We start from the raw sequence: 14,645 nt of genomic DNA on the forward strand, positions 1-14,645 counted from the left end.
TTTCTCCGGCGTCCGATCCCTTGGAAAGGAAGGCCGGCAGGCAATGTCGATCAGAAAAATCGTAACCCTATGGAATTGGACTATAAACGGCAGCGGCGAAAAATTGCAAATGCCAATTGGTTACGATTTTCGAATCCATCAAAACTTCACAGAGCGCGTCAGCTCTCCACAATCTCGTCTCTGCCCGGCGGCAGGGCGCCGAGTTCGGCCCAGTCGAGTTCCTGTTCCAGCATGTGAAAGACATCGTCGTCGATCTCGCCGGCGCGGCGCATTGCCGCCAGTCTGCGGCGCTTCGCAACGATGACATTGCGGCGCTGCTTGTCGAGCCGGCTGACCTCGCGCGGATGTTTCCCGTCCACGGCGATCTCGCGCTCGGAGGTGTACACGTCGCGCAGGATGCGGGTGGATTTGTCTTCGCCGCCGGCGAGTTCGGCAAGTGCTGCATCGATCAACGTGACACGGGCTCTGGCGAGGTCGCGGTCCACGGAGGTGTCCGGTTCGAATTTCAGGAAACGGATCAGCGGCCGAGCGTCAGGCCCTGGACGATGAGCGTGCCGAGAACGACGGCGAGCGCGCTGAGCAGGATGATGTCGCGATCGGGGAAGTCGATCGGCAGGGCGAGCGCGGTGGCCAGCGTGACGAGGCCGCGCATGCCGCACCAACCGGCAAGCAGGCTCGTCGCGAAGGTGGGAACGGCCTGTTTCGTGCGCCCGCGCGCGGCAAGAAAGTTGATGACGCGGTTATAAAACAGCACCCAGGCCAGCCGGACGAGAATGACCGTGACGAAAACCATGGTGGCGAAGGTGATTGCGAAATCCAGGCGGCCGGGATCGAGGTCGAGGACGATCTGACGGGCCTGCAGGCCCATCAGCAGGAAGGCCAGCACATTGAGCAGAAAGACCGCGGCCTCCCAGACCGAATAGGAATGGATGCGGTGGCGGGCCGTCTGCCGCTCGGGCGTGTAGCGGGCGATGACCATCGCGTAGACGACGATCGCCAGTATTGCCGAAAAGTGTAGCCGCTCGGCGATGATCCACGTGCCGAAAGTGGCGACGAATTCAAGCAGGGTGCCGCCGAGCGTGCCGGCGAGCCTCAGGCCGACCATGTAGAGACGGCCCATGAGGTAACCGAGGATGAGGCCGCCCGGCACGGCGAGCGCCAATTCCGCCAGGGCACCGGCGAAGAAGGCGGGGCTCGCGGCGGCTGCCACCGCGGCGCTGAAGATCAGGAGCGCGACGGCGTCGTTCAGGAGGCTTTCGCCCTTCAGGATCACATAGGTCTGGCGCGGCAGGGTGAAGCGGTCGAGCATGGCGGTCGCCGCCGCCGCATCCGGCGGCGCGACGATGGCGCCGAGTGCGACGGCCGCGGCAAGCGGCAGGCCGGCGATCGTCACGCTGACGGTGGCGACGGCGGCGGCCGTCAATATCACGGCGATGGCGGCGAGCGAGAGGAGTGGCAGCCAGTTGTGCCTCAACGTCCTCGGCGGCAGATCATAGGCGGCGTCGAAGAGCACGGGCGCGATCAGCAGCGCCAGCGCAAGCTCGGGATCGATTGCGACCTCAGGCGCCCAAGGCACGGTGGCGACGATGACGCCGGCGATCGCCAGCATTGTCGGATAAGGGATCCGGAACTTCCTGGAGAATTGCAGAAAGACGATCGCCACCAGCAGCAGCGTCAGCATGCTTTCGAAGAACGCCATCGAGCTCCCCAATGCGGCGCCTCCGGCGGAGGCGACGACTACAGGCAGAATTGGGGCGGAGCTAGGCCGCGGCTACCGTCTGGCGTCTGCAACCGGCGAAAGGAAGAACTGCAGGACAAGCCTGAGCCGGCCTGCGGCATTTTCGCCGCTGCTTCCGAATCTGGCATCCCAGCTCTTGTGTGGCGTACATGCTCAATATATCTACCGATATTATAAGTATGCTTATAAATAATGATCGCAGGTTTTCATGAGCGCCACTCCGACCCTTGGCTTCCTTCTCCACGACGTCGCACGGCTGCTGCGCAAGCGGTTCGAGCAGCGCGCGAAGTGTCTCGGGCTGACCCGGTCGCAATGGCAGACGCTTGCCTATCTCTCGAACAATGAAGGCATTCATCAAGGCGGCCTTGCCGAAATCCTCGAAGTCGAACCGATCACACTGGTGCGCATTCTCGACAAGCTCGCCGAACGCGGGCTGATCGAGCGCCGCCAGCACCCGACCGACCGTCGCATCTGGCTGCTCTACATGCGCGACGAGGCGCACCCGCTGCTCGCCGAAATGCGTGAGCTCGGCGACACCACCCGCGCAGAAGCGTTGGACGGCGTCTCCGTCGAGCAGCGCGAGCAGCTTTTCCACATCCTATCCGTAATGAAGACGAACCTGGTTCAGGCATGCCGGAACCCGGTTGACGAGAACGAGACGAACGATGGCTGATAAATTCCCCCTCCGCGTCGTTGCCGACGCCAATGCCAAGACTCCTGTCGAAGAAACGGAAGCGAAACAGCAGGAAACGGTAGCCGAAGCGCCTTCATCCAATTCAGCGCCGGCTGCCGCCGTGGCTGCGCCTGGCGGCAACAAGGTCTGCCGCCGGCGCAGTCTCACGCGGCCGATCCTGTTCGCCCTGCTGCCGGTGGCGCTCGTCGTCGGCGGTTACTATTACGTCAATGGCGGCCAGGTGATGTCGACCGACAACGCCTATATTCAGGCCGACATGGTCGGGCTTACCACCGATGTCTCGGGTATCGTCGAGCAGATCGACGTGCATGAGAACGAGGCGGTCAAGGCGGGGCAGGTGCTCTTCAGCCTGCGGCCGGATTCCTTCAAGATTGCGCTCGATGGCGCCAAGGCGCAGCTCGGCGCGCAGCGCAACCAGATCATGAATCTCAAGGCCAGCTATCAGCAGTCGCTTGCCGAGATCACGCAGGCGCAAGCCGATCTGCCCTATTATCGGGATCAGTTCGATCGGCAGCAAAACCTCGTCAACAACGGCAGCGCGACGCAGTCGGCCTATGACGAAGCCAAGCATAATCTGGAAGCCGCTGAGCAGAAGGTTACCGTCGCCAAGGCGGAAGCCGCAACGACGCTCGCCCAGCTCGGCGGCTCCGCCGATCAGCCGATCGAGGAGAATCCGCTCTACCTGCAAGCCAAGTCGAATGTCGACAACGCCCAGCGCGAACTCGACCACAGCGTCGTCAAGGCGCCGTTCGACGGCATCGTCACCAATGTCAACGCGCTGCAGGTCGGCTCCTATCTGCAGGCGTCGCAGCAGGCCTTCTCGCTTGTTGCCACCGATCACCTTTGGATCGCCGCCAGCCCGAAGGAAACCGAGCTCACTTACGTCAAGCCCGGCCAGACGGCCGAGATCTACGTCGACACCTATCCCGGCGTGAGATGGAAGGGCAAGGTCGAGAGCATCAGCCCGGCCTCCGGCTCCAGCTTTTCGCTGCTGCCGGCGCAGAATACCACGGGCAACTGGGTGAAGGTCGTGCAGCGCATTCCGATGCGCGTCAGCATCCAGGAAACCGAAGGCAAGCCGCCGCTCCGCGTCGGCATGAGCACGGTGGTCGATGTCGAGACCGGCCATGTCCGCGGCCTGCCTGATTTCGTCAACAAGCTTCTGGGCCGGCCTCAGGGCGGGGATCATGAGTAGCGCTTCTGCATCTGCGGCGACGCCGGTTGCCAATCGCGGTGCGATCACGGCCTGCGTCATTCTCGCCGTCATCATGCAGGCGCTGGACACGACGATCGCCAACGTGGCGCTGCCCTATATCCAGGGAAGCGTGTCGGCCTCCGCCGACCAGATCAACTGGGTCTTGACCTCCTATATCGTCGCGGCGGCGATCATGACGCCGCCATCGGGCTTTCTCGCCGCCAAGTTCGGCCGCAAGCGCGTGCTGCTCGTCGCCATCGCCGGCTTCGTGGTTGCTTCGGTGCTCTGCGGCCTGGCGCAATCGCTGAACCAGATCGTTGCCTTCCGCCTGCTGCAGGGCCTGTTCGGCGCATCGCTGGTGCCGCTTTCCCAGGGCATCCTTCTCGATATCTATACCGTGGAGGAGCGCGGCTCGGCCATGGCGCTTTTCGGCGTCTCGGTCATGGTCGGACCGGTCCTCGGCCCAGTCATCGGCGGCTGGCTGACCGACAATATCAGCTGGCGCTGGGTGTTCTACATCAACGTGCCGATCGGCGCGCTTGCTTTCGCCGGTATCGTCATCTTCGTTTCGGAAACGAAGAGGGATGCGCTCGCCAAACTCGATTGGTTCGGCTTCGGGATGATGAGCCTGTTCATCGCCGCGCTGCAGCTCTTCCTCGACCGCGGCGAGCAGCTCGACTGGTTCTCCTCGGGCGAGATCATGCTCGAAGCGATCGTCTGCGCCGCCGCATTCTATCTGCTTCTGGTGCACACGCTGACCGCAGAAAAATCCTTCGTCAATCCGAAGCTGTTTCTCGACCAGAACTTCACGGTCAGCATGATCTTCATCTTCGTGGTTGGCGTCACCTACCTCGCATCGCTGGCGCTGATGACCCCCTATCTGCAGACGCTGATGGGTTATCCCGTCATCACCGCCGGCATCGTCATGGGGCCGCGCGGGCTCGGCACCATGCTGTGCATGTTCATTGTCGGGCGGCTGATCGGCAAGGTCGATACGCGCTTGCTGCTGGTGCTCGGTCTCGGCCTAACCGCCTGGGCGATGTACGACATGACCGGCTGGACGCCCGATGTTTCGCAATGGACGATCGTCTCGGTCGGCTTCATCCAGGGCGCCGGCCTGGGCTTTCTCTTCGTGCCGCTGACGACCATCGCTTTCGCGACGCTGCCGGCCCATATGCGCGGCGACGGCACCGGCCTCTACAACCTGTCGCGCAACATTGGTTCGGCGGTCGGCATCTCGATCGTCTCGGCCCTGATCGTCGAGAACACGCAGAGCAACCATGAATCGATCGCGGCCTATGTGACGCCGTTCAACCATGCCTTCAACGCTGTGGCGGCGCAGGGCCTCAGCCCGGTAACGGCGGCGGGGCGTGCTTCGCTCAACGAGATCATCACGCTGCAGTCGACGATCATCGCCTATATGGACGATTTCAAGCTACTGATGCTGATGTCGCTTGCGGTCATCCCGCTGGTGCTCTTGCTACGCAAGCCGAAGGCGGCGCCCGCCGTCGACCACAGCGCAGTCATGGAATAGTCAGCGAAACGGCTTGCTGAGATAACGCGATCCCTGAATGCCGAAGCGCCACGGAACTTCGGCATTCTTCGTAATGCCGATGCGTTTTCCCGAGACTATGGGCACCGGCGCGGAGGGCGTGAGTGTGTAGGGTGGGCGGTCGAGCAGTCTGTCATTGATCTCGATATCGATGCCGAGCGCCTGACAGAGCTTGCCGGGGCCGCTGCAGAGCGACGTCAGCGCATCGGTGCCGCGTCGCTCCATCATCACGGGGATTCCGGTTTCCGGCTCCAGGGCGCGGATGAGGGCTGCCGAGCCCGGATGGCAGACGAAGTTCAGGCACCAGTACATGCCGTAGATGCGGTAGATATAGACATTGCCCGGCTTGCCGTACATGGCGCCGTTGCGCTTGGTCGGGCCGCGGAAGCTGTGCGAGGCCTCGTCATCGGGGAAATAGGCTTCGGTCTCGGTGATGCGTCCGCCGACGCCATTCACGGTCAGATGGCAGCCGAGCAGGTCGCGGGAGACGGCGATCGCATCGCGCTCGAAAAATGCCCTGAGGCTTTCGCCGGCGAGCGTGCCGGCGCCGATCGCGCCTGATATCGTTCCACCATCGGTCATATCAGACGCAGATAACATCCAGTGTGGCTGCCGTCATCCCAAAAGGCATCAGTGGCCGGCATTCGGATCGCGCATCGGGATCGACGACGATGTGACCGAGACCGGGTCACTCGCCGGGAAGGAATCTTCCAGACCCTCCTCCAGCTCTTCTTCGAGCAAGGCGGGATCCTTGCTGCGCGCGCCGTCGCTATGGGCCGGTTCGATGGCTGCTGCGAGCAGGGTCTTGGCGCGCATGGCGGCGTTTTCCGAGGTCAGCTCAGGCGTGCTCCGCAGCGTCACGGCAATGCTGTCTTCGCCTTCGCCGCCGAATTCGACGACGAAACCGTCTTCCGTCTGGTAGACGGTGATATCGTAGAGTGCCATGGCCGTTCTCCGAGGGCGCGCATATTAGCAGGGCGCATTTTAGTGAAGCGCGTTTTCGGAATTTTGTCGAGCGAAGACCTTCACCAGCCAGTCGATGAAGACGCGCACGCGCGGTGAAAGCTGGCGGTTGCGAGGGTAGAGCAGGGAAACCGGCGTCGGGGTCAGTGGAAAATCCTTGAGCACGTGGATCAGCGCTCCCTCGGCAAGGTCCTTTTCGGCGTGATAGCGCGGGATCTGGATCATGCCGAGGCCCATCCTCGCCGCTGAAATATAGCTTTCAGCGGCGTTGACGGCGACGGTGGCGGGAATGGTGATCTCACGCACCGTGCCGTCGACGATGAATTCGAGCGGCAACAGGCTGCCGGTGCTGCTGGACCGGAAGCCGACCATGCGGTGGCCGGCAAGCCGATCCGGGTGCTGCGGCAGGCCATGGGTGGCGATATAATGGGGAGAGGCGAGCGTGATCTCATCCAGCATGGCGACGCGCCGGGCGACCATGTCGCTATCGCCCAACGTGCCGACGCGCAGCACGCAATCGATGCCTTCGCGCACCAGATCGACCAGCCGGTCGCCCTCGCTCATGTAGAATTCGATCTCTGGATAAGTCTCGAGAAAGGACGGCAGGCTCGGCAGCAGGAAATGGCGGGCAAGCGTGCCGTGCACATCGACGCGCAGCAGGCCCTTCGGTTTGGCGCCGGCAAAAGCGCCTTCGGCATCCTCGATATCGGCAAGAATCGACAGGCAGCGCTGGTAATAGGCTTCGCCATCGAGCGTCGCACTGACATGACGTGTCGTGCGCTGGAGCAGGCGCACGCCGAGGCGGGCTTCGAGCTGCTTTACCGCATCGGTAACGGTCGAGCGCGGCAGGCCGGTGTCTTCGGCGGCAAGCGTGAAGCTGCGACGTTCCACGACACGGCAAAACACGCGCATGGCATCGAATCTGTCCATCTATTTGTTCGTTATTCCCGGATAGTTATGGCGAAGAATGCACGATTATCCGCTTTTGGGAAAGGCGCATCTTGTCCTCATCGAAAACGCGCTGCGGCGCAGGATGAAGGAGAAGGACAATGGCTTCCAACGAAAACGGCAAGGTTGCACTCATCACCGGTGCTTCCCGCGGCATCGGCGCAGCAGTCGCTCGACGCCTCGCCAGGGACGGTTTCACCGTCGTCATCAATTATTCCGGCAATGCGGCTCCGGCCGAGGAACTGGCCCGGGAGATCGAGCAGGCCGGCGGCAAAGCGCTGACGGCGAAAGCCGATGTCAGCGAGGCGCAGGCCGTCCGCCGCATGTTCGATGCTGCGGAAACCGCCTTCGGCGGGGTCGACGTGCTCGTCAACAATGCCGGCATCATGATGCTCGCGTCGCTTGCCGAGGCTGACGATGCCAATTTCGACCGCCAGATCGCCGTCAATCTCAAGGGTACCTTCAATACGCTCAGGGAAGCGGCCAAGCGCCTGCGTGACGGCGGCCGGGTCATCAACTTCTCGACCTCGGTGGTCGGTCTGAAGCTCGAAACCTACGGTGTCTACGCCGCCACCAAGGCCGCCGTCGAAACACTGACGGCGATCATGGCCAAGGAGATGCGCGGCCGCAACATCACCGTCAACGCCATCGCGCCCGGCCCTGTGGCCACGGATCTTTTCCTCAGCGGCAAGTCGGACGAACTCATCGCCCGCATGGCGAAGATGAACCCGCTCGAACGTCTCGGCACACCCGAAGACATTGCATCTGCGGTTGCCTTTCTCGCCGGCCCGGACGGCGGCTGGATCAACGGCCAGACGCTGCGCGCCAATGGCGGGATGATCTGACGACAGACCGGCGGCCGCTTCCAGACCGCCGTCATCGCAATTATGTGAACGTGATTGCGGAATTTTTCCTTACAATCCTGCGGAGAGTGCGTATATCTGTTTTATCGCGAGAGAGTGGAATTCCCTGCCGCTCTCTTCCGAACCTCCGGAGCCTGCCGCGCCCATCTGCGGTGCGACAGGCTTGATGTTCAAAGTTGTAAATTGCGGCCCGTCGAAGGTTTTCCCCTGCCTTCCGGGCCGTATTTGTACTGGCGCTTAGACGTCGTTCAGTCTCGCCTCTCCCAGAAGCTTCACCAGCCAGTCGACGAAGACCCGCACCTTGTTGCTGAGATGGCGGTTCGGGGGATAGACGACGTAGAGCGGCAGCGCATCGCGGCGCCAATCCGGCAGCACGCGCACGAGCTCGCCCTTCGCAATCGGCTCGCGCGCCATGAAGATCGGCACCTGCGCGATGCCGAGACCCGTCAATGCAGCTGTCAGATAGGTGCGGCTATCGTTGACCGAGGCGATGTAACGCGGACTGGTCTCGATCACCTCCTCGCGCCGGCGAAATTCGAAGGGCAGCGTTCGGTTGTTTTGGGCGCGGAAATAGTTGACGGAGTAGTGGTCAGACTCCAGATCCTCCGGCCGCTCGGGCATGCCGAATTTCTGGATATAGCTCGGCGAAGCACAGGTGATCATCTCGACTTCGGAAACGCGCCGGGCAATCAGCGACTGGTCGGCCGGCGTGCCGGCGCGCAGCGCGCAGTCGACATTTTCCGCGAGATAATCGACCGTGCGATCGCCGACACCGAGGTCGATACGGATATCGGGATAACGCTGATAAAAATCGCAGAGTGCGGGAACGACGATCCAATCGGCGAAAGCGCCGGCCATCTCGACGCGCAGCCGCCCGCTCGGCAAGCTCTGCGAATTGGAGAGGCTGCCGTCGAGTTCCTCCAGCTCCGAAATAATCTGGGCGGCGCGTTCGTAATAAAGCGCGCCATCCGTGGTGACCATGACCCGGCGCGTCGTACGATTCAGAAGCTTGGTGCGCAAATGCGCCTCCAGGCCCTGGATGAGATTGGTCACTGTTGCCTTGGGCATGGCGAGCATGTCGGCGGCGCGGGTGAAATTGCCCGTCTCCACGACGCGAATGAAGACGCGCATTGCCGAGAGTTGATCCATCGGTTTCAAATCCGCAGTTTGCGTTGCACCATTGTTCGAGATCTGGAACAGTGTTATCGCGATATAGCTTCTTATTCCTTGGTTGGAATAACAATATCTTTTTTATGGAAAATGCAAGCGGCAGCTGTTGTCTGCCTGCGGCCGACGCAAAGAGACCGGAAGCATGACGGTGGAATGGAAAGATATGTTGCTGGATAAGGTGGCCATCGGCCCCGTTTCCGCACGCATCTACCAGGGCGCCGATTACGGCAAGGGGCCGCCGATCGTGCTTTACCTGCATGGCGGCGCCTTTCTCGACAGCGAGAAGAACGTCGACCGGCCGGTGGCGATGAGTCTGGCCAAGGCCGGCGCCATCATCGTCGCCGCCGACTACAGCAGCCTGTCCGGCAATCTGTTTCCGCAGGCGCTCGAAGTCTCTTTCTCGGTTTTCACTTATCTCGCCAACAAACGCGCCGGTCTTGGCGACCGCAAGTCGCTGCTCTTCGTTGCCGGCGAAGAGGCAGGCGGCAATGTCGCTGCCGGTGTGGCGCTGAAGGCGCGCGACCAGATGCCGGATGCGCTCGACGGCCAGGTGCTGATTTCGCCGCTGCTCGATCCCTTTATGGGTACGTCGTCGATCCGCAAGGCCGAGGCCATCGGCATGCGCCAGCGCTGGACGGAGGGCTGGAGCCATTATTTGAGCGGCGGCGGTTGCCACCCTTATGCGGCGCCGTGCCTCTGTTCGCGTATTTCTGGCGTCGCGCCGGCGCTGATATTCACCGCGGAGGATGATCCTCTGCACGACGAAACAATTGGTTACGGTGCCCGCCTGAAACAGGCCGGCGTCGGTGTGCGCCAGCATGTTCTTCCCGCCGGGACGGGCTGGCCCTCGATTTATGGTGGGAAATCCGACGGAGCGCCCGACTGGCAGGAAAACGTCAGCCGCCATTTCGGAAGCTTCCTTCGGGACGTAAGCGTCCAACCGCAATTGCATTGAAGAAGACCTGATATTTCGGCGGCCTGGGGCCGCAAGGAGAGTACTCATGACGTCCAGAAGTAAGCGCTGGGCCCTGTTGGGCGCCGGCATAGGCCTTGTTGCGTCCGTTTCCGGGGCCGCATTGTTTTTCGAATTGCCGATGAGCACGACCGCCACGGCTGCTTCCGCCCCCGCGCAGGCTCCCGCTGTGCCGGTGACGGTTGCCGTCGTTGCGGCGCGCGACGTGACGGCCTGGGAGAATTTCTCCGGCCGTCTCGAAGCGGTCGACCGGGTGCAGGTGCGCTCCCGTGTTGCCGGCGCCATCCTGTCGGTGGCTTTCCGTGAAGGGGCGCTGGTCAAGCAGGGCGACCTGCTCTTCACCATCGACCCGGCCCCCTACCAAGCGAGCGTGGCGCAGGCGCAAGGTCAGGTCGCTTCGGCCGAAGCCAAGGTCAGCCTGGCACAGACCGAACTCGACCGCGGCCGCAGGCTTTCCGACAATCGCACCATCTCCCAGAGCGATCTCGATCAGCGCCAGAGTTCACTGGCCGAGGCCCAGGCGGGGCTGCGTTCGGCGCAGGCCGCCCTGCAGTCGGCCCAGCTCGATCTCGATTACACCGAGGTGCGGGCTCCGGTTTCCGGCCGCATCGGCAAGATCGAGGTGACCGCCGGTAACCTCGTCGCGGCCGGTTCGACCTCGCCGGCGTTGACGACGCTCGTTTCCGTCGATCCGATCTATGCGAGCTTCAATGCCAGCGAAGAGATGGTGACGCGCGCGCTTGCCCAGCTTCCGCAGACGGACAGCGCCCTGCCTGCCGTCGAAGAGATCCCGGTCGAGGTCGGCACGCTGACCGACAGCGGTACCCCGATCAAGGGCAAGCTGCAGCTGATCGACAACGAGGTGGATGCATCAAGCGGCACGATCGGCGTGCGGGCCGTCTTCGACAATCCGGGCGGACGCCTCATCCCCGGCCAGTTCGTGCGGGTGCGCATGGGCCAGCCGAAGGCCGAGAACAAGATCGTCATCAGCGACCGTGCCGTCGGCACGGACCAGGACAAGAAGTTCGTCTTCGTCGTCGATGGCGAGAACAAGGTCGCCTATCGGCAGGTCCAGCTCGGCACGCTGGCTGACGGCCAGCGGGTCGTCGAAAGCGGCCTGAACGTCGGCGAAAAGATCGTCGTCAACGGTCTGCAGCGCATCCGTCCCGGCGCCGTCGTCGCACCTCAGATGGAAGAGAAGGTCGCGACCGCGCAGTAAAGACTTTGCCTTCCCCTCCGGGGGAAGGCCAACACCCGAAATGATATGACCCGCCGGCGGCTCCCAAACCGCCGGAGAGGGACGTTGCATCCATGTTCACCCCGGAGAGGGCTTTGATATGAACATCTCCAGATTCTTTGTCGACCGCCCGGTCTTTGCCGGCGTTCTTTCGGTCCTCATCCTGGTTGCCGGCCTGATCGGCCTGCGCGCGCTGCCGATTTCCGAATATCCGGAGGTCGTGCCGCCGTCGATCGTCGTGCGCGCCACCTACCCCGGCGCCAATCCGTCCGTCATCGCGGAAACGGTGGCAACGCCGCTCGAAGAGCAGATCAACGGCGTCGAGGGCATGCTCTACATGTCCAGCCAGGCGACATCGGACGGTGTGCTCAACGTGACCGTCACCTTCAAGCTCGGCACCGACGCGGACAAGGCGCAGCAGCTCGTGCAGAACCGCGTCAGCCAAGCCGAACCGCGGCTGCCGTCGGAAGTCCGGGCCCTCGGTATCACCACGGTCAAGAGCTCGCCCGACTTCATCATGGTCGTCAACCTCGTCTCTGACGGCGACAATCACGACATTACCTATCTCCGCAATTACGCGACGCTGAATATCAAGGATCGGCTCGCCCGCATCGCAGGCGTCGGCCAGGTGCAGGTCTTCGGCGCCGGCGACTATTCCATGCGTGTCTGGATCGATCCGCAGAAGGCGGCCGAGCATGATCTCGCCGCCAGCGACATCAGCAACGCCATCAGCTCCCAGAACGTTCAGGCCGCCGCTGGCATCATCGGCGCTTCGCCGAGCCAGCCGGGTGTGGACCTGCAGCTTAATGTGAATGCCCAGGGCCGTCTGCGCACGCCCGAGGAGTTCGGCAGCATCATCGTCAAGACGGGCGCCAATGGCGAGATCACCCGCCTTCGCGATGTCGCCCGCATCGAGCTCGGTGCTGCGGACTATACGTTGCGTTCGCTGCTTGACGGCAAGCCGGCCGTTGCCGTTGCCGTCCTTCAGGCGCCTGGTTCGAACGCGATCGAGATCGCGGACAATGTGCGCGCCACCATGGACCAGCTGCAGCTCGCCATGCCCCAGGGCGTCAAATACGAGATTGTCTACGATACGACGAAGTTCGTACGCGCCTCGATCGAGAAGGTCATCGACACGCTGCTCGAAGCCATTGCGCTCGTCGTCCTCGTCGTCATCCTGTTCCTGCAGACGTGGCGCGCCTCGATCATTCCGCTGATCGCGGTTCCGGTATCGATCATCGGTACCTTCGCGGTCATGTATGTCTTCGGCTTCTCGATCAACGCGCTCAGTCTGTTCGGGCTGGTGCTTGCGATCGGTATCGTTGTCGACGACGCGATCGTGGTGGTGGAAAACGTCGAGCGCAATATCGAACATGGCCTGTCGCCACGGGCTGCGACCTACAAGGCGATGAAGGAAGTCTCCGGTCCGATCGTTGCGATCGCGCTGGTCCTCGTCGCCGTTTTCGTCCCGCTCGCCTTCATCTCCGGCCTGTCGGGACAGTTCTATCGCCAGTTCGCGCTGACGATCGCAATCTCGACCGTCATCTCGGCCTTCAACTCGCTGACGCTCTCTCCGGCGCTGGCCGCTCTTCTCCTGAAGGGCCATGATCAGCCGAAGGACTGGCTGACGCGGTTCATGGACGCCATCTTCGGCTGGTTCTTCCGGGGCTTCAACCGTGTCTTCGGCGCGGGCTCGAATGCCTACGGCAAGGGCGTGGGTGGGCTCCTGTCGCGCAAAAGCATCGTCATGGTGATCTATCTGGCGCTGGTTGGTGCGACCTACAGCATGTTCAGCACGGTCCCCGGCGGCTTCGTGCCGTCTCAGGACAAGCAGTATCTGATCGGCTTCGCCCAGTTGCCGGATGCTGCAAGCCTCGACCGCACGGAAGACGTCATCAAGCGCATGACCGATATCGCGCTGGCGCAGCCGGGCGTTGCCAATGCGATCGCCTTCCCGGGGCTGTCGATCAACGGCTTCACCAACTCCTCGAATGCCGGCATCGTCTTCGTGACGCTGAAGGACTTCGAAGAGCGCAAGACGCCGGATCTCTCGGGCGGCGCAATCGCTATGGCGCTGAACCAGAAATTCGGCGCCATCCAGGATGCCTTCATCGCCATGTTCCCGCCGCCGCCGGTCAATGGTCTCGGCACGACAGGCGGCTTCAAGCTGCAGATCGAGGATCGTGCCGGCCTCGGCAACCAGGCGCTCGACGAGGCCACGAAGGCAGTGCTCGCAAAGGCCTACCAGACGCCTGAGCTTGCGGGGCTGTTCTCCAGCTTCCAGATCAACGTGCCGCAGCTCTATGCCGATCTCGACCGCGCCAAGGCCGAGCAGCTCGGGGTTTCCGTCACCGACGTCTTCCAGACGCTGCAGATTTATCTCGGTTCGCTTTATGTGAACGATTTCAACGCCTTCGGCCGCACCTACAGCGTCCGTGTGCAGGCCGATGCGAAATTCCGCGCCCAGCCGGAAGACATCGGCCAGTTGAAGGTCCGTTCGGCATCGGGCGAGATGATCCCGCTTTCGGCGCTGCTGAAGGTGGAGCCAAGCACTGGTCCGGAGCGTGCGAACCGCTACAACGGCTTCCTCGCTGCCGATATCAACGGCGGTCCGGCACCGGGCTTCTCGTCCGGCCAGGCGCAGGCGGCAATCGAGAAGATCCTTCACGAGACCCTGCCGGCGGGCATCGACTTCGAATGGACGGATCTGACCTATCAGCAGATCCTTGCCGGCAATTCGAGCATTGTCGTTTTCCCCCTGGCTCTGCTGCTCGTCTTCCTCGTGCTGGCCGCCCAGTATGAAAGCCTGACGCTGCCGCTTGCGATCATCATGATCGTGCCGATGGGCGTTCTGGCCGCACTGACGGGCGTCTGGCTCACGGGTGGAGACAACAACATCTTCACTCAGATCGGTCTTGTCGTCCTTGTCGGCCTATCGGCGAAGAACGCGATCCTGATCGTGGAATTCGCCCGCGAACTGGAGTTCGAGGGAAGGACACCGCGGGAGGCCGCGATCGAGGCCAGCCGCCTTCGCCTTCGCCCGATCCTGATGACCTCGCTCGCCTTCATCATGGGCGTCGTGCCGCTCGTCGTCTCCACAGGCGCCGGCTCGGAAATGCGCGCCGCCATGGGGGTCGCGGTCTTCTCGGGTATGATCGGCGTGACCTTCTTCGGCATCTTCATGACGCCTGTTTTCTACGTGCTGCTGCGGCGGCTGACGGGCAACCGTCCGCTCGTCCAGCACAAGCCGGACGAACACAAGGAAGAAGAGGCGGAGGTTATCCGGCTCGCGGCGGAATAAACGGAATTCAA

The 14,645-nt window shown here is 62.6% G+C and carries 11 protein-coding genes and 1 pseudogene; 7 read left to right on the forward strand and 5 right to left on the reverse strand.

All coding sequences use genetic code 11. The features are described from left to right. Nucleotides 1–158: 158 nt before the first annotated feature. Nucleotides 159–1,699: pseudogene (locus tag ACMUVN_RS25475) on the reverse strand (cation:proton antiporter). Nucleotides 1,700–1,946: 247 nt separating this feature from the next. On the opposite strand from ACMUVN_RS25475, the gene ACMUVN_RS25480 reads away from it, so the two are divergent. The 3 genes from ACMUVN_RS25480 to ACMUVN_RS25490 are packed head-to-tail and all read left to right on the forward strand — an operon-like array spanning nucleotide 1,947 to nucleotide 5,161. Next, on the forward strand, nucleotides 1,947–2,411 hold the full coding sequence (locus ACMUVN_RS25480) for a MarR family winged helix-turn-helix transcriptional regulator (protein ID WP_127431351.1): 465 nt from the start codon (nucleotides 1,947–1,949) through the stop codon (nucleotides 2,409–2,411). Then, on the forward strand, nucleotides 2,404–3,627 hold the full coding sequence (locus ACMUVN_RS25485; protein ID WP_414815615.1) for an HlyD family secretion protein: 1,224 nt from the start codon (nucleotides 2,404–2,406) through the stop codon (nucleotides 3,625–3,627). Before ACMUVN_RS25480 ends, ACMUVN_RS25485 begins: the two co-directional genes overlap by 8 nt. Continuing rightward, entirely contained in the window at nucleotides 3,620–5,161 is a 1,542-nt protein-coding gene (locus ACMUVN_RS25490) for a DHA2 family efflux MFS transporter permease subunit (RefSeq protein WP_047618614.1), read from the forward strand. The genes ACMUVN_RS25485 and ACMUVN_RS25490 overlap by 8 nt, the downstream gene beginning before the upstream one ends. On the opposite strand, the gene ACMUVN_RS25495 is transcribed toward ACMUVN_RS25490, so the two are convergent. From ACMUVN_RS25495 to ACMUVN_RS25505, 3 genes are read right to left on the reverse strand one after another with little or no spacing between them, the layout of a single operon-like run. Further along, complete coding sequence (locus tag ACMUVN_RS25495; RefSeq protein ID WP_047618616.1) at nucleotides 5,162–5,779, reverse strand: DNA-3-methyladenine glycosylase; 618 nt, start codon at nucleotides 5,777–5,779, stop codon at nucleotides 5,162–5,164. A 30-nt stretch (nucleotides 5,780–5,809) separates the two neighbouring features. Continuing rightward, nucleotides 5,810–6,124, reverse strand: coding sequence for a hypothetical protein (locus tag ACMUVN_RS25500; protein ID WP_063474380.1), 315 nt, complete (start codon nucleotides 6,122–6,124; stop codon nucleotides 5,810–5,812). A 39-nt stretch (nucleotides 6,125–6,163) separates the two neighbouring features. Then, the gene (locus ACMUVN_RS25505; RefSeq protein WP_047618621.1) at nucleotides 6,164–7,072 is read right to left on the reverse strand and encodes a LysR family transcriptional regulator; all 909 of its coding nucleotides are present in this window, start codon (nucleotides 7,070–7,072) and stop codon (nucleotides 6,164–6,166) included. 119 nt (nucleotides 7,073–7,191) lie between these two features. Between ACMUVN_RS25505 and ACMUVN_RS25510 the strand changes: the two genes are divergently transcribed. Beyond that, nucleotides 7,192–7,935, forward strand: a complete 744-nt coding sequence (locus ACMUVN_RS25510) for an SDR family oxidoreductase (RefSeq protein ID WP_414815616.1) — start codon at nucleotides 7,192–7,194, stop codon at nucleotides 7,933–7,935. Nucleotides 7,936–8,190: 255 nt separating this feature from the next. Here the strand turns inward: ACMUVN_RS25510 and ACMUVN_RS25515 are convergent, their stop codons facing one another. Next, nucleotides 8,191–9,102 (reverse strand): LysR family transcriptional regulator, encoded by a 912-nt coding sequence (locus ACMUVN_RS25515; protein WP_047618625.1) that lies wholly within the window; start codon nucleotides 9,100–9,102, stop codon nucleotides 8,191–8,193. 163 nt (nucleotides 9,103–9,265) lie between these two features. Between ACMUVN_RS25515 and ACMUVN_RS25520 the strand changes: the two genes are divergently transcribed. From ACMUVN_RS25520 to ACMUVN_RS25530, 3 genes are all read left to right on the forward strand, one after another. After that, nucleotides 9,266–10,078, forward strand: coding sequence for an alpha/beta hydrolase fold domain-containing protein (locus tag ACMUVN_RS25520; protein WP_047618759.1), 813 nt, complete (start codon nucleotides 9,266–9,268; stop codon nucleotides 10,076–10,078). Nucleotides 10,079–10,124: 46 nt separating this feature from the next. Next, a complete protein-coding gene (locus ACMUVN_RS25525; RefSeq protein WP_047618627.1) occupies nucleotides 10,125–11,315 on the forward strand; it encodes an efflux RND transporter periplasmic adaptor subunit in 1,191 nt (396 codons plus the stop codon). A 118-nt stretch (nucleotides 11,316–11,433) separates the two neighbouring features. Then, on the forward strand, nucleotides 11,434–14,634 hold the full coding sequence (locus ACMUVN_RS25530; protein ID WP_063474381.1) for an efflux RND transporter permease subunit: 3,201 nt from the start codon (nucleotides 11,434–11,436) through the stop codon (nucleotides 14,632–14,634). Nucleotides 14,635–14,645: the final 11 nt, after the last annotated feature.

The organism is Rhizobium sp. IY2, from assembly GCF_047532935.1.
In the GTDB taxonomy this organism is placed as follows: Bacteria; Pseudomonadota; Alphaproteobacteria; order Rhizobiales; family Rhizobiaceae; genus Rhizobium; species Rhizobium anhuiense.

What these genes read in the sequence shown, in the direction of transcription:
- ACMUVN_RS25480 (WP_127431351.1), top strand. Translation starts at nt 1,947, where the DNA reads ATGAGCGCCACTCCGACCCTTGGCTTCCTTCTCCACGACGTCGCACGG.
- ACMUVN_RS25485 (WP_414815615.1), top strand. Translation starts at nt 2,404, where the DNA reads ATGGCTGATAAATTCCCCCTCCGCGTCGTTGCCGACGCCAATGCCAAG.
- ACMUVN_RS25490 (WP_047618614.1), top strand. Translation starts at nt 3,620, where the DNA reads ATGAGTAGCGCTTCTGCATCTGCGGCGACGCCGGTTGCCAATCGCGGT.
- ACMUVN_RS25495 (WP_047618616.1), bottom strand. Translation starts at nt 5,779, where the DNA reads ATGTTATCTGCGTCTGATATGACCGATGGTGGAACGATATCAGGCGCG.
- ACMUVN_RS25500 (WP_063474380.1), bottom strand. Translation starts at nt 6,124, where the DNA reads ATGGCACTCTACGATATCACCGTCTACCAGACGGAAGACGGTTTCGTC.
- ACMUVN_RS25505 (WP_047618621.1), bottom strand. Translation starts at nt 7,072, where the DNA reads ATGGACAGATTCGATGCCATGCGCGTGTTTTGCCGTGTCGTGGAACGT.
- ACMUVN_RS25510 (WP_414815616.1), top strand. Translation starts at nt 7,192, where the DNA reads ATGGCTTCCAACGAAAACGGCAAGGTTGCACTCATCACCGGTGCTTCC.
- ACMUVN_RS25515 (WP_047618625.1), bottom strand. Translation starts at nt 9,102, where the DNA reads ATGGATCAACTCTCGGCAATGCGCGTCTTCATTCGCGTCGTGGAGACG.
- ACMUVN_RS25520 (WP_047618759.1), top strand. Translation starts at nt 9,266, where the DNA reads ATGACGGTGGAATGGAAAGATATGTTGCTGGATAAGGTGGCCATCGGC.
- ACMUVN_RS25525 (WP_047618627.1), top strand. Translation starts at nt 10,125, where the DNA reads ATGACGTCCAGAAGTAAGCGCTGGGCCCTGTTGGGCGCCGGCATAGGC.
- ACMUVN_RS25530 (WP_063474381.1), top strand. Translation starts at nt 11,434, where the DNA reads ATGAACATCTCCAGATTCTTTGTCGACCGCCCGGTCTTTGCCGGCGTT.